The 13,102-nt window shown below is 33.9% G+C and carries 17 protein-coding genes, 2 tRNA genes and 1 pseudogene; 6 read left to right on the top strand and 14 right to left on the bottom strand.

Going from position 1 to position 13,102, the window contains the following annotated elements:
* Positions 1–62: 62 nt before the first annotated feature.
* A complete protein-coding gene (nth, locus tag ACFELW_RS03090; RefSeq protein ID WP_341758925.1) occupies positions 63–701 on the bottom strand; it encodes an endonuclease III in 639 nt (212 codons plus the stop codon).
* A gap of 51 nt (positions 702–752) precedes the next feature.
* Between nth and grxD the strand changes: the two genes are divergently transcribed.
* Positions 753–1,082 carry a Grx4 family monothiol glutaredoxin gene (grxD, locus tag ACFELW_RS03085; RefSeq protein ID WP_341758924.1) on the top strand — a complete coding sequence of 110 codons (330 nt, stop codon included), beginning with the start codon at positions 753–755 and terminating at the stop codon, positions 1,080–1,082.
* 125 nt (positions 1,083–1,207) lie between these two features.
* On the opposite strand, the gene ACFELW_RS03080 is transcribed toward grxD, so the two are convergent.
* Both ACFELW_RS03080 and ACFELW_RS03075 read right to left on the bottom strand, forming a co-directional pair.
* A protein-coding gene (locus ACFELW_RS03080; protein WP_375329687.1) for an IS5 family transposase occupies positions 1,208–1,971 on the bottom strand; the annotation gives its coding sequence in 2 pieces (ribosomal slippage) (positions 1,208–1,614 and positions 1,614–1,971; 765 coding nt in all).
* 54 nt (positions 1,972–2,025) lie between these two features.
* Complete coding sequence (locus ACFELW_RS03075) at positions 2,026–2,253, bottom strand: transposase (protein ID WP_375330395.1); 228 nt, start codon at positions 2,251–2,253, stop codon at positions 2,026–2,028.
* A gap of 72 nt (positions 2,254–2,325) precedes the next feature.
* On the opposite strand from ACFELW_RS03075, the gene ACFELW_RS03070 reads away from it, so the two are divergent.
* Positions 2,326–3,089, top strand: a protein-coding gene (locus tag ACFELW_RS03070) for an IS5 family transposase (protein ID WP_375330394.1) whose coding sequence is annotated in 2 segments (ribosomal slippage) — positions 2,326–2,695 and positions 2,695–3,089 — 765 coding nt in all. Because the reading frame shifts where the segments join, the coding sequence is not laid out codon by codon here.
* A gap of 129 nt (positions 3,090–3,218) precedes the next feature.
* Here ACFELW_RS03070 and ACFELW_RS03065 read toward each other — a convergent pair.
* Together ACFELW_RS03065 and ACFELW_RS03060 are read right to left on the bottom strand one after the other, a co-directional pair.
* Positions 3,219–3,320 carry a hypothetical protein gene (locus ACFELW_RS03065; protein ID WP_375330501.1) on the bottom strand — a complete coding sequence of 34 codons (102 nt, stop codon included), beginning with the start codon at positions 3,318–3,320 and terminating at the stop codon, positions 3,219–3,221.
* A gap of 17 nt (positions 3,321–3,337) precedes the next feature.
* Positions 3,338–3,721, bottom strand: a complete 384-nt coding sequence (locus tag ACFELW_RS03060) for a hypothetical protein (protein WP_375330393.1) — start codon at positions 3,719–3,721, stop codon at positions 3,338–3,340.
* A 301-nt stretch (positions 3,722–4,022) separates the two neighbouring features.
* Here ACFELW_RS03060 and ACFELW_RS03055 point away from each other — a divergent pair.
* Positions 4,023–4,097, top strand: a tRNA-Gln gene (locus tag ACFELW_RS03055).
* Between the two features lie 440 nt (positions 4,098–4,537).
* Here the strand turns inward: ACFELW_RS03055 and ACFELW_RS03050 are convergent.
* Together ACFELW_RS03050 and ACFELW_RS03045 are read right to left on the bottom strand one after the other, a co-directional pair.
* A protein-coding gene (locus tag ACFELW_RS03050) for an IS5 family transposase (protein ID WP_375329714.1) occupies positions 4,538–5,301 on the bottom strand; the annotation gives its coding sequence in 2 pieces (ribosomal slippage) (positions 4,538–4,966 and positions 4,969–5,301; 762 coding nt in all).
* 134 nt (positions 5,302–5,435) lie between these two features.
* On the bottom strand, positions 5,436–6,254 hold the full coding sequence (locus ACFELW_RS03045) for an IS3 family transposase (RefSeq protein ID WP_375330392.1): 819 nt from the start codon (positions 6,252–6,254) through the stop codon (positions 5,436–5,438).
* Positions 6,255–6,338: 84 nt separating this feature from the next.
* Here ACFELW_RS03045 and ACFELW_RS03040 point away from each other — a divergent pair, with 84 nt between their 5' ends.
* Together ACFELW_RS03040 and ACFELW_RS03035 are read left to right on the top strand one after the other, a co-directional pair.
* Positions 6,339–6,824 (top strand): helix-turn-helix domain-containing protein, encoded by a 486-nt coding sequence (locus ACFELW_RS03040; protein ID WP_341758975.1) that lies wholly within the window; start codon positions 6,339–6,341, stop codon positions 6,822–6,824.
* 20 nt (positions 6,825–6,844) lie between these two features.
* On the top strand, positions 6,845–7,342 hold the full coding sequence (locus tag ACFELW_RS03035) for an IS630 family transposase (protein WP_375329725.1): 498 nt from the start codon (positions 6,845–6,847) through the stop codon (positions 7,340–7,342).
* Between the two features lie 21 nt (positions 7,343–7,363).
* On the opposite strand, the gene ACFELW_RS03030 is transcribed toward ACFELW_RS03035, so the two are convergent.
* The 3 genes from ACFELW_RS03030 to ACFELW_RS03020 all read right to left on the bottom strand — a co-directional run bounded on the left by ACFELW_RS03030 (position 7,364) and on the right by ACFELW_RS03020 (position 9,071).
* Positions 7,364–7,663 carry a transposase gene (locus tag ACFELW_RS03030; protein WP_094649795.1) on the bottom strand — a complete coding sequence of 100 codons (300 nt, stop codon included), beginning with the start codon at positions 7,661–7,663 and terminating at the stop codon, positions 7,364–7,366.
* A 499-nt stretch (positions 7,664–8,162) separates the two neighbouring features.
* Complete coding sequence (locus ACFELW_RS03025; RefSeq protein WP_375330391.1) at positions 8,163–8,288, bottom strand: hypothetical protein; 126 nt, start codon at positions 8,286–8,288, stop codon at positions 8,163–8,165.
* A gap of 489 nt (positions 8,289–8,777) precedes the next feature.
* On the bottom strand, positions 8,778–9,071 hold the full coding sequence (locus ACFELW_RS03020; RefSeq protein WP_341759866.1) for a transposase: 294 nt from the start codon (positions 9,069–9,071) through the stop codon (positions 8,778–8,780).
* Between the two features lie 290 nt (positions 9,072–9,361).
* Here ACFELW_RS03020 and ACFELW_RS03015 point away from each other — a divergent pair, with 290 nt between their 5' ends.
* Positions 9,362–10,366: an N-acetylmuramoyl-L-alanine amidase gene (locus ACFELW_RS03015; protein ID WP_375330390.1), complete on the top strand. Its 1,005-nt coding sequence runs from the start codon at positions 9,362–9,364 to the stop codon at positions 10,364–10,366.
* Between the two features lie 382 nt (positions 10,367–10,748).
* On the opposite strand, the pseudogene ACFELW_RS03010 reads toward ACFELW_RS03015, so the two are convergent.
* The 4 genes and pseudogenes from ACFELW_RS03010 to ACFELW_RS02995 form a co-directional block, all read right to left on the bottom strand.
* A pseudogene (locus ACFELW_RS03010) lies at positions 10,749–11,797 on the bottom strand (IS110 family transposase).
* 245 nt (positions 11,798–12,042) lie between these two features.
* The gene (locus ACFELW_RS03005) at positions 12,043–12,672 is read right to left on the bottom strand and encodes a Maf family protein (protein ID WP_341758919.1); all 630 of its coding nucleotides are present in this window, start codon (positions 12,670–12,672) and stop codon (positions 12,043–12,045) included.
* A gap of 14 nt (positions 12,673–12,686) precedes the next feature.
* A complete protein-coding gene (gene infA / locus ACFELW_RS03000) occupies positions 12,687–12,902 on the bottom strand; it encodes a translation initiation factor IF-1 (protein ID WP_094649298.1) in 216 nt (71 codons plus the stop codon).
* Between the two features lie 28 nt (positions 12,903–12,930).
* Positions 12,931–13,005, bottom strand: a tRNA-Asn gene (locus ACFELW_RS02995).
* Positions 13,006–13,102: the final 97 nt, after the last annotated feature.

The following is a 13,102-nucleotide window of genomic DNA, read 5'->3' as shown; positions in this document are numbered from 1 at the left end:
TACATACACATATTCAGAATAAAGAATTATCCCGAATTTATCTAACTAAAACTAAGTATTTGCTACTTCAAATAATTGTTAGCATAATATTCACAACATTCTTTAACTGGGCAAGCAGGACAATTTGGTATTCGTGCTTTGCAGATATACCTACCAAGTAATATTAACCAATGATGAGCGTGTTGTAACCATTTTGTATCGATAATTTCAACTAATTCAAATTCCACTTTTTTGGGAGTATTACTACTTGCCAGTCCCAATCTTTTAGAGACTCTGAATACATGCGTATCAACTGCCACAGTTGGCTTACCAAATAAGCAATTCAATACTACATTAGCAGTTTTTCTACCAACTCCTGGTAATTTAATTAACTCGTCAAAATTATTTGGCACCTTGCTGTCATACTTATCTATCAAAATACGAGAAAGTGCAACAATATTTTTTGCTTTGGTTATAAATAAACCTATTGATCGTATATAATTCTTTAACCCTTCTTCACCGAGTTCTAATATTTTTTCCGGTGTATTATATTCTTCAAACAAAAATCTTGTTGCTTTATTAACTGAAATATCAGTTGCTTGTGCGGATAATACCACAGCTATTAATAGAGTAAAATTATTAATATATTTTAGTTCTGTTCGGGGAGTAGTATTAGTCTGGCTTAAAATTTCAAAGATTTTATCTACTATTTGATCTTGCATAATATAACATTTAAGAGTAAAAAGAAGTTATAATTTTTACCAGGTTTGGAGATGTTAGAGAATAAAAATTTTGATTTTATAACAAATGAAATTGCTAATAATGATGTTGTGTTGTTTATGAAAGGCACTAGTAATTTTCCTCAATGTAATTTTTCTGCTACCGTTGTTTCTATCTTAAAAAAACTTGGCATAGAATTTCGTGATATTAATGTTTTGACCAGTCTTAGCTTACGTGAGGATATCAAATCTTTCAGTGATTGGCCTACCATACCACAGCTTTATATAAAAGGGGAATTTATAGGTGGCTGTGATATAGTACGTGAAATGTATGAAAATGGTGACCTTATTTCATTATTGAAAGATAAACATATAATACCTTAAGTAAAACAAAAAATAATTATTCAAAGCAAAATATTATACCAATTGAAATAATTAACGCGGTATATTAATTCACTCTCTATACATAATTGATTTTACTAAATTTACATTTTTACTAGGGTATGTCGTCACGAGATTTGAGCCCACATTAGTAAAGCCCTTAAACAAAGACCCGCCATGTATGATTTTGTATTTTTAGCATATCTTGTTGCTATACCACGCCATTCTTTAAATTTTTGAAATGTATTTTCAATAATGTGCCTTAGCTTATATAGATATTTATCTATCTCTCTTTGAATCTTCCTGTTTCTTTTTGATGGTATTACAGGAATTATGTTTGCATTCACAGCCGATTCTATTATGGCGTTTGTATCGTAAGCTTTATCAGCCATAAGATGTTGTGCCTCCATATTCTGGATTAACTCACAAGCTTGAGTACAATCATTTCTGGAACCTTCTGTAACAATAATTCTGACCGGCATACCATACGCATCCACGGCCATATGTACCTTTGTATTGAGCCCCCTTTTGTGCGACTAACCGTTTGATTCCCGCCTTTCGCTCCAAGTCCTGCTTTGTGAGTTTTTACAAATGTAGAATCTATCATTAACCATTCAAAATCAGGAGCATTTATAAAAATATTTAGCAAATTCTCCCATATCCCATTATCACGCCATCTACAGAATCTTCTGTGTACATTCTTCCAATTGCCATAATCAGGAGGCAAATCTCTCCATGGAGCTCCCGTTCTAAATATCCACATCACTGCATTTATAAAAGTTCTATTGTCTCTTGCAATACCTCCCCAACAACCTTTCTGACCAGGTAAATTACTTTCTATCTTATTCCAAAGCTCATCGCTTATATCATGTCTTCTATGTGCTAAACTCATTGCTTCTTATCGCCTATTTTTATTACTACAATTATAATAACAAATCACATAAAATTATGCAATCACAATCTCGTGACGACATACCCTAAGTTGATTCCAGGCATAGCAAGCATTAGCAACGATATCTTCGTATACACCGTAACATTGATTAGATAGGAAGTGATTTTTGATCCACTGCCAAATTTGTTCCATTGCATTTAATTCCGGTGCGTATGGCGGAAGCGGTACTAATGTATGTTGAGATAAATCGTTGTTGCCGTACTTCCTAGGGTATGTCGTCACGAGATTGTGATTGCATAATTTTATGTGATTTGTTATTATAATTGTAGTAATAAAAATAGGCGATAAGAAGCAATGAGTTTAGCACATAGAAGACATGATATAAGCGATGAGCTTTGGAATAAGATAGAAAGTAATTTACCTGGTCAGAAAGGTTGTTGGGGAGGTATTGCAAGAGACAATAGAACTTTTATAAATGCAGTGATGTGGATATTTAGAACGGGAGCTCCATGGAGAGATTTGCCTCCTGATTATGGCAATTGGAAGAATATACACAGAAGATTCTGTAGATGGCGTGATAATGGGATATGGGAGAATTTGCTAAATATTTTTATAAATGCTCCTGATTTTGAATGGTTAATGATAGATTCTACATTTGTAAAAATTCACAAAGCAGGGCTTGGAGCGAAAGGCGGGAATCAAACGGTTAGTCGCACAAAAGGGTGCTCAATACAAAGGTACATATGGCCGTGGATGCGTATGGTATGCCGGTCAGAATTATTGTTACAGAAGGTTCCAGAAATGATTGTACTCAAGCTTGTGAGTTAATCCAGAATATGGAGGCACAACATCTTATGGCTGATAAAGCTTACGATACAAACGCCATAATAGAATCGGCTGTGAATGCAAACATAATTCCTGTAATACCATCAAAAAGAAACAGGAAGATTCAAAGAGAGATAGATAAATATCTATATAAGCTAAGGCACATTATTGAAAATACATTTCAAAAATTTAAAGAATGTCGTGGTATAGCAACAAGATATGCTAAAAATACAAAATCATACATGGCGGGTCTTTGTTTAAGGGCTTTACTAATGTGGGCTCAAATCTCGTGACGACATACCCTAGGGCAGCTCCCACGTTTAGCCATATGCGACTTAAGCTACCTTGCTGTCCAATTCTAGTTTTATCCTGCGAGCAAATGTCAACCTTACTCAAATCAATATCTTTTGGTAATAATACTTTTAGCATATTGGCGAAGTTTTTTTATATGTATTTTGAGTTGCTTGATTAGATTTTGGGTGTAATGAACGAGAAGTGATCCAGCTAAAATCAAGTCGATGTATAGTATTATAAACTGTTTTTAAACTACATTTAATATAATATGTTCAAATAACATATTATGTAATTCCTTTCCTGTTATATAACCACCTGTCTTACTTTCACTTAACATATTTATTTTATCAGACAGAAAAGATTCTTGTAAGCTATTGAATTTTCTAAACGCACCACTCCTATGTGATTCAAATAATCCATCAAAGCTAGAATTTCTAAATCTTCTAAGCCAAGATTGTACTGTTTTCCAGTGCGATCCAGCTATTATCGATACAGTTTTCAATGACCTGCCTGATTGCAGGTGATGCATTGCTAATAAGCGTATACGATTTCTTCCGTGCGACTCGTTTTTCATTAGGCATATGAAATCATACTCATGAAAACCTTTTGGTAATATTAATGTTCTTGCCATTTTAGTACCTGCACAAACTTATACTTCCATATTATAATATACCTCCTTAACTATTTCAATTGGTATTACAATTACTTATATCACATTTTCAAGATATAAGAACCTAGCTTGTTTGACTAGCTATTCCATTAAAAAATCTAATTTAAACTTCATACTTTCTAATCACTTATCCTAAACTGGCATTATTAGGGTTAGCTATAATTATGTTATACTATATCATTGTGAATTGCGTCAAGTATAAGGTAATTGTATAAATTATTTGACTAGAGAATTGTTTGTTGCTATAAGATTCTTAGAGTGATGGGGCGTAGCCAAGTGGTAAGGCAACGGTTTTTGGTATCGTCATTCGGTGGTTCGAATCCATCCGCCCCAGCCATTCGGCACAACTTGCTACTTTTTGCATTTCTGTGAATGGAAAAGCCAGAACGTAATGCAGCTTACAGCCCTCAAGTGTTAGGTTCGAAAATATAAAATTTAATAATTCCCTTTTTTCAGCAATTGTCGAACCTTTAAAAGTTTCATAGGCGTTTTTGCTGATACTTATAAGGCCTGCAAGCTCTTTAGAAAGCTTATCATCTACTTTGTCATAACTCTTAATTAATTCAGTTAATTCATATTGTCTTTCCTTTAATTGAGTTTTCTTACGAAAAAATTCTTCTCTAGTTAAGGTGTCATCTGCTAAGAAATCCATCAATCTATCGAGTTTATTTTGAATAACGGTATGCTCTTGTTTTAATTCACCAACTTCACGGTTAAATTCATGAGCCTTGCCTTTATTGAAACTTTAAGGTGGTCCCCTTTGTCTAGGGCGTGTCATCAATTAAGTAATATTACAGAAGAAGCCAAATAAATTGCTCCCAGAAAATTCTGAGCTAGTTTATCATAACGCGTAGCAATGCCTCGAGATTGTTTAAGTTTTGCAAAGAAATTTTCAATTAAATGACGATACTTATAAAGCTCTACATCATATTCTACAGGAAATTTACGATTCTTCTTGGATGGAATTACAGGAGTGCAATTCTTATCTTTTATCTTATTCCTCATTCTTGCCTTAGCATCATAAGCCTTATCTGCAATTACGGTATCCGCTTTTGTCAAAGTTTCCATTAAAGCATCAGAACCTTGTAAATCATGCGACTGACCAGGGGTTAAATAAAAAGCTGTCGGATTTCCTAAAGCATCAACAGTTGCATGAATTTTAGTTGATAAACCACCTTTACTACGACCTATTGCTTGGTCATCTACTATGACTTTTTTTTAGCTCCGGCACTATGTTGATGTGCTCTAACAATCGTTGAATCAATCATACTATATTCATTATCTGCATCTTGTGCAAGTAGTTCAAAAACCTTCTTCCATACATCTTTTTGGCTCCAACGTGTATGTCTTGTATGAATTACTCTAAAATCTCCAAATCTTTCTGGTAAGTCTCTCCACGGTATACCAGCACGATATCTATATAATACAGCTTCTACGAATAATCTATTATCTTTGGCACTTGCTCCTACGTCTCCTTCTTTTCCAGGTAAAATATCCTTTATCCTTTCCCATTGATCATCTCTTAAAGCATATCTGCGCATTGGTCACCTTCTTATTTTTTTACCAATATCTAATTTGCCTCATCCTAATATTTATGTCAACTTAATTGATGACACGCCCTAGACAAAAATTTAGATAAATAGAGATATAATTCACAAAAATTAAATTGTTGTTTTTATACAATATTTTTTTCAAAATATACACATTCTGGAGTTTTATAATCCAAATCTTGATGCATCCTTTGTCTATTATAAAAGTCCATATATTCGTTAATTGCTGTCTTTGCCTCCTTTACTGTTGTTAAAATAATCCGATAAATTTTTTCCTGTTTTAATGATCGCCAAAAACGTTCAATAAAAATATTATCTAAGGCTCGTCCCTTACCATCCATACTAATCAATATATTATGTAGCTTTAGCATACTAATAAAATTCTCCGAGGTAAATTGTACTCCTTGAGCAGTATTAAATATTTTTGGCATACCATATTTTTCTATAGCGTCTTCAAGGGCTGTTACACAAAATTCACTTTCCAAACTAATGGAGATTCGCCAACTTAGAATATAACGACTATACCAGTCAATAATAGCTACTAAATATACGAACCCTTGGCTCAGTCTTATATACGTTATATCTGCACTCCAAACCTGGTTTGGCAATACTATTTCTAATCCTTTTAGTAAATAAGGATATATTTTATGTGCCTGATTCCTCTTGCTTAAATTTATTTTAGGATAAACAGCTTCAAGACCCATTATCTTGTAGTAACGTCTAACAGCTTTACGACCTACCGAAAAACCTTGGGTTTGTAAATATTTAGCCATCCGCCGCATACCATAATATGGATGCATAGTATAGGTCTCATCAATTATTGCCATAATCTTGATATCTTGTTCACTAATACCAGTAGGTTGATAGTAATAGGTTGACCTGCTAATATCCAATAACTTACACTGTTGTACAATTGTTAACTTATTATGATTAGGCTCTATCATATTATACCAATTCCCAAATTTAATTTAGTATAAAGATGAGAAAAATAGGTTATAATGTAAAAGATAGATAAAATTAGGAATGTAATGGGTACTCATCAAAAATTAATAACAGAAGATTTATACAAACAGGCTATAGCTCAACTTGCAAGTACGAACAAAGAGAATAGGATCGCTATTAGGTTAAGAGCTATAGTAGCTGCAAAAGAACATGGTATTGGTATGGTGTCTAAAATATTTGATATCACAACTAATACGCTAAGAAACTGGATAAAAAGCTTTGCCCAAGGCGATGATAAAAATCTTGAATATAAAAAAGGTAGGGGAAGGAAAAGCGATTTAACGGAAAGCTGCTATGAAGCAATAAACAAATGGATACAAGAAGATTGTAACATAACAATAAAAAGTATCGTCATAAAACTTAAAGAAAATTTGGGAATTAATGTAAGTAAATCGGCTGTACACAGGGCATTGCACAAGCTTAAGTTTGCGTACATTACTCCAAGACCAGTGCATTACAAACAGAATAAAGAAACTCATGAACAGTTTAAAAAAAAATTCAAGAAAAAATAACAAGCAATCCAAGAAGTTTTTTGTATTTCTTTGATGAATCGCGTTTTGGAACTCATTCTAAATTAGGTCATGGTTGGTTTCGCAAAGGTATCAGAACTCAAGTTAAAATCAAAATAGGTTTTCAGAATTTTTATGTTTACAGTGCTGTTAACCCAATAACAGGAGATGATTTTAGCTTAATGATGCCAAATGTTAATACTATGTCTTTGAACATGTTTCTTGCGGAAATGTCTAAACATATAGGCGATCAAAAAGCCATTGTTGTTATGGATTGTGCTGGATGGCATAAGGCTAAGGACTTAGTGGTTCCTGCTAATATAGAAATTCTTTATTTGCCACCATATTCTCCTGAATTAAATCCTGCGGAGCGATTATGGGAACATTTAAAGTCTGAGACTATAAAGAATAAAGTATACAATACAATTGAACAATTAGAAATAGTAGTATCTTCCTCTATTAAAAATTTAAATACCTTGCTAATTCAATCTATTTGTTGCATGAATCATTTACTAAATTAAATTCGGGAATTGGTATTACACCTAACCTTTAATTCCAAACAATGCAGATTTTTTTTTGAGCCAGTCACACTCAACGCTTAACTGACCAATTTGCTCATATAGATTCTTGATTAACCCCTGCTGATTTGGGTCAGCACTCTGTGTTTTATTCTTAAAACCTTGTACTAACAACTCAAGACCTTGTTTTTTCCAGTTACTTATCTGTGTTGCATGAACACCATACTTACTGGTTATCTGGGCTATTGTTAGCTCTCCCTTAATTGCTTCTATGACAATTTTGGCTTTCTCCTCAGCACTATATTGCCTTACTTGTTTTTTCATCTCTAGCTCTCCTTGTTTGCTAAAGAATTCTATCTCATTTTTCTTATTTTTCTGTCCAAAATATTGGAACCATTATATTGGTCACCTTCTTATTTTTTTACCAATATCTAATTTGCCTCATCCTAATATTTATGTCAACTTAATTGATGACCCGCCCTAGTTCAACTAATCCTATTTTTGGTCTTATTATTTTCTGATTTAAATTCATTTTAATCTCCATTTAATAATTTGTTTATTTTACTAACATGTAAGATTAAATCTCAACTACTTCACAAGAGTTCTGACACTACTTTTTCTACAGATGGATTTGTTGTTTTTGTTTTCTTCTTCATATTAACCTCGTGCAAGTGTTTTTTACTATTCTTATTTTTAATACTTTTTTCAACTTTGTGAGTAGATCTAACCAATCACTCGATTAGACCCCTCCTCAGAACCGTACGTGCGGAACTACCGCATACGGCTCCCGAAAAGCAAGATAGGTGTATTAACCTTATTATTCTCATAACATCTCTAAATCAATAATATGTTCAAGATTATTGAACTTTATTTGTTGATGTTGTAATGCTATCAGCTTTATACGTTCAAGTTTTATTAACCATGAGTTTCCGTCTCTGTGTACGGTCATTGTTTCCCCCTTACGTTCTTACCTTTCTGCCAGCCCTTTGCTCCACTCCCATTACGGAGTTTCATCACTACTACAGCCGACTCAGCCATCCTTACACCATCTCCAAAGCCTTATGTTTTGGCATTTGTACTTTAGATACTTACTTTCCAGTAAGAGTTATAAGGACTTCCCAAGTTGTGTCATTAATCTCTACAAACTCGCTGACGCCTGAGACCCCGGTGGTTGAAAACTGTTGGATTTGCTAGATTGACCTCCAGTTTTCTGTGGCTTACTGTCTTGTGTAGAACATCAGCTTCCACTACCAATAAAATTTCGGGGCTATCACGTTCACCATTTGGTTTCGGCTCGAATGTTTCGCTGTCTACGCTTCACCACTGTCGTTACCTTCAGTAGTGCAAGACTCGCTATATGGTGGAGCTAGCTACTCCTTCCATAACAGGACTTTCACCTGTAAGACTAATGCACCTTTTCTTGGCACACACACAATCTTTATGACAGATTCTCTAAACTTTCCTGTTCATGACTATCCTTTTTATAACCACTACTGCAGACATGTACTCGTATTATTGTGGCATCAAGCATGGTAGATTCTAAATCTTTATCAACTTGCACATATTGCATTAATTGTTCCCATATTCCTTGAACCCAACGTTTGAAACGTTGATGCACTGAACGCCAACAGCCATAAGAAGATGGTAAAAGACGCCATTGACATACACTTCTTACCATAAACCATATAACCTCTACAAACTGTCTTAAAGTTGTCTCATCTTGAGTATGTATACCTTTTATTTGTCACAAAAAATCTAAAATTTGTTCCCATGCGTTCGAATCTATGTAATACTTTATTCTGGTAGTCCTTCTGTCTTGAATAACCGAAGACTACCATTTTCTTACATAAATTTAAATTTTTTGTTCACAGAACCTAGTGAAAGCATAAAATGATTATATACTAGCATGGAGAACTTGAAACCAACAATTTTGAGTTTTCTTAAGTCCACTACAGAAGGGTAACAGATGCAACAAAACCTTGCATCCGTCCTTCTAATTAACTTAGCAAGAGGAATACCAGTATGAGCGATAACAATATTAATACTACTTATTTACGTACAAATTATGATATCCCACCTGATCCTCAAGCAAAACCTGAGGCAGGGAAATGTAATAATTATAACTTGAGAAAGAATAATGGTGCTGCTAAATGGATAGTAATGCATTATACGGAGTGTGATTTTGCTGAAACTATCGCATTATTTACCAGGAATACATCAAATGTTTCATCTCATTATGTAATAAATACTGATGGTACCATTTATCGACTTGTACCAGATCAGTATAGGGCTTGGCATGCTGGTAGAGGAAAATTAGAAGCAGATAGTGATCTTGACCCAGCTGATCCAACATTTATGAATTCAAAATTTTGTGGGGTTTATGGATCAGATGATGAATCAAATAATTTAAAAGAAAATAGTACGCTTAATCCCCATATTGTGACTTCAATACTTGATAATGATATGAACAGCTGGTCTATTGGTATTGAACACATTGCTTCTGGTAAGGAACCTTTTACTGATCAGCAAATAGATGCCAGTATTGAGTTAGTTAAAACATTAGTATCCAAATATGAAATAAATCCAAAATTAATAATAGGTCATAGTGATTGGGCTCCAGGTAGAAAAATAGATCCTGGTATATATTTCCCTTGGGATAGCTTTGCTAAAGCATCTCTCGGACTTTATTCTTTTGTTTCAAGAAAAGAGAACCCTAAAGTTATAATATCTTATAATGATAAAACAAAGCAAGATAGGAATAAGATTGAAGAAGTACAGAAATTACTTGAGAAATTTGGTTATCCAATTATAAAAGCAGATAACTCAAATCTAGGTCTATTAGATGAAGGCACCATATCAGCTATGTTGGCTTTTAATATCCATTATACGGGAGATATTTTAAATAATATTGCTCTCAGAGAACAATGGGATATATTATGGAACAATTCTAGTAATAAGGATGCCAGAGGGATATTAGCTACTTGGAGTGAAAATAGTGAGAATGTATTAAATGATCTGCTAGGTTAATAAGCTAATTTGATTAGTTATACCACCGTCATTGCGATGAGGCATAAGCCGATAAATCCATGTATGGACTTACCCGATAATGCAAGAAAAAAATAATATATAACAGCAAAAAAATCGAATGCAGTCATGTATCCGGCTTATAGTTAATCAATTACTTTAAATTTACCCTATAGCCCTGATGGAATTCTCTGGCTTACAAACTTATACTTATCATTTCTTCGACTTCTAAAGAGCCATTGGACTGTTCAGTTTTTTCGTAAGCTAAGGTTCGTCTTATTTACCATCAATATTATCATTCTTTCGCATATCCCAGATTAGAATCTATTAAATTTCTACTTACCTATAATATAATATTATCTCGTCAACTATTTGTACCAATTCTTTAGCTACAAACTTTACTCTCGGTATAATCATTGCCTGAACTGAGTACCGCAAACACCACCCTTGCTAGTTTGTTAGCTACTGCAACAGTTGTTTTATTATGCCCATTTCGTTCAGATAAATTAAACATCCACTCGGTAAACTTGCTATAATCTTTTTTAGATTTTTGCTCTTCCGTGGTAAATCTTATTTTACTATTCAGTACTGCTCTTGCTCCTTGAATCAACAAAGTGCGTAAATATATATCACCTCTTTTACTAATGCCAAGCAACTTATCTTTGCCACCACTAGAATGTTGCCTTGGCACTAATCCTAGCCATGCTGATAATTGCCTACCATTTTCAAAACAACTAGCATTACCTATTGACGCTATTAAGGCTGTAGCAGTAATTAACCCTATACCTGGTATCGTCATTAGTTGTTGGTGATTACTATACTGGCTAGCTATAATTTTTAATCTTTGTTCTAATTCTTTTATTTTTTTATCATTCTCCAGAAATTCTTCTTTTAACTCACTAAACGTTCGATAGCTTAGTTGGCTTAAAGCTCCTTCATCTAAAATCTCAGTTAGTTTTGTCATAATTTTATTAATTCCTTGCGGAATAACAAAACCAAATTCATGTAATAACCCCCTGATCTCATTAGCAAGAGCTGTACGGTTTTTTACCAATCGTTGCCTTACCCTATGAATAAATAAAATATCTTGTTGCTCTGCAGTTTTGATAGGCACAAATCTCATATTAGGTCTTGCTACTGCCTCGCATATTGCTTCGCTATCTGCTTGATCATTTTTATTAGTTTTAACATAAGGCTTAACAAATTGCGGGGCTATTAATTTTACAGTATGCCCTAGTTTTGTTAATTCTCTTGCCCAATAGCTAGAACCACCGCAAACTTCTATGCCTACTAAGCATTTTGGTAAGTTAGCCATAAAAGTTAGAACCTGCTCTCTCATTAATTTTTTCTTTAATATTGTCTTACCATTTTTATCTACACCGTGAATTTGAAAAAATTTTTTGCAATATCTATACCAATTGTGGTAACTTCCATACGGACCTCCTTATTGTTGTTTAGGATTCATTTCCTATCCTAGAAGATTAGCATTTGCTTCTCATTCTGTATATAGGGTAGGTCCATACCATTATTTCTAATTACTTCCCTGGATTGCATCAATGCTACTACAAGTAGCTCCTCGCTAATAGACGGTTGTGAGGTTAGATTGCTTCTTGGCTTACATCTTATCGTAATGACGTTTTCTACTTTAACTTTTTTCCGTGAACGTTCACAATTAAGGTTTACATAGAATTATTTTTAAAACCCAAAGAAGTAAGCATATGCATGGTTTCCAATAGTGGTAACCCCATAATATTGGAGTATGATCCGTATATGCTAGGAATAAAAGCTTCAGCATAGCCGTGAATCATGCAACCACCTGCTTTATTGATTCCTTCATCTAGGCTACAGTAAAATTCTATCTCTTGATGACTCAGTTTTTTAAACTTGACTATAGTTTGCACTATTTTTTGTCGTGTTAAGAGTTGTTCGGAAGTTTTTTTTATTATACAGACCCCTGTATAAACCCTATGACGTCTTCCAGATAAAATATTAAGACAATATCTAACATCTTCACTTGTTAACGCTTTGGGTAATATTTTTCTGCCGCGAGCTACAACAGTATCAGCTGCTATAATTATAGCTTCACCAGTTATTTTTTGGGCAACAGCTTTTGCTTTCTCCTGTGCCAATCTTATCGCTAATTGATTTGGTAATTCTCGCAAATATTCTGTTTCATTGATATTAGCAGGAATAATTTGGGTGGGAAATATTTTGATTCTTTTTAGCAATTCAAGCCTTGCCGGTGATTGTGATGCTAGAATTACATCTATATTATGTTGTTTTAAAGAAGTATCTTCTACATTTGACATAAATATGAAAAATCTTAATGACGATGGATAACACGACCTTTTGTTAAGTCGTAAGGAGTCATTTCCACTGTTATCTTATCCCCAACAAGTATCCTAATACGATTTTTACGCATCCTACCAGAAGTATGGGCGATAATAAAATGACCATTTTCTAGCTTCACTCTAAAAGTTGCGTTAGGTAAAAGCTCAAGGACAACCCCTTCAAAATTAATTAGCTCTTCTTTGGTCATTACAACTTAAATTAAATTATATTTAAAATGGCTCCCCGGGCCGGACTCGAACCAGCGACCGAACGGTTAACAGCCGTTTGCTCTACCACTGAGCTACCGAGGAACATTTACCTTACCCTTATAACAAATCTTTTGTCTAGGGTCTAGTGTTTTCTTGTTTTTTCTCTAAAAAAAAATTATATTTCCTGCATAAGTCTATT

This window comes from Candidatus Tisiphia endosymbiont of Nemotelus uliginosus (assembly GCF_964264755.1).
GTDB lineage: Bacteria > Pseudomonadota > Alphaproteobacteria > Rickettsiales > Rickettsiaceae > Tisiphia.
This window is presented reverse-complemented; position numbering and strand designations above follow the sequence as displayed.

Excerpts from the sequence above, each read along its gene's own strand:
- nth (WP_341758925.1), bottom strand. The coding sequence starts at position 701 with ATGCAAGATCAAATAGTAGATAAAATCTTTGAAATTTTAAGCCAGACT.
- grxD (WP_341758924.1), top strand. The coding sequence starts at position 753 with ATGTTAGAGAATAAAAATTTTGATTTTATAACAAATGAAATTGCTAAT.
- ACFELW_RS03060 (WP_375330393.1), bottom strand. The coding sequence starts at position 3,721 with ATGGCAAGAACATTAATATTACCAAAAGGTTTTCATGAGTATGATTTC.
- ACFELW_RS03045 (WP_375330392.1), bottom strand. The coding sequence starts at position 6,254 with ATGATAGAGCCTAATCATAATAAGTTAACAATTGTACAACAGTGTAAG.
- ACFELW_RS03040 (WP_341758975.1), top strand. The coding sequence starts at position 6,339 with ATGGGTACTCATCAAAAATTAATAACAGAAGATTTATACAAACAGGCT.
- ACFELW_RS03030 (WP_094649795.1), bottom strand. The coding sequence starts at position 7,663 with ATGAAAAAACAAGTAAGGCAATATAGTGCTGAGGAGAAAGCCAAAATT.
- ACFELW_RS03025 (WP_375330391.1), bottom strand. The coding sequence starts at position 8,288 with ATGACCGTACACAGAGACGGAAACTCATGGTTAATAAAACTTGAACGT.
- ACFELW_RS03015 (WP_375330390.1), top strand. The coding sequence starts at position 9,362 with ATGAGCGATAACAATATTAATACTACTTATTTACGTACAAATTATGAT.
- ACFELW_RS03005 (WP_341758919.1), bottom strand. The coding sequence starts at position 12,672 with ATGTCAAATGTAGAAGATACTTCTTTAAAACAACATAATATAGATGTA.
- infA (WP_094649298.1), bottom strand. The coding sequence starts at position 12,902 with ATGACCAAAGAAGAGCTAATTAATTTTGAAGGGGTTGTCCTTGAGCTT.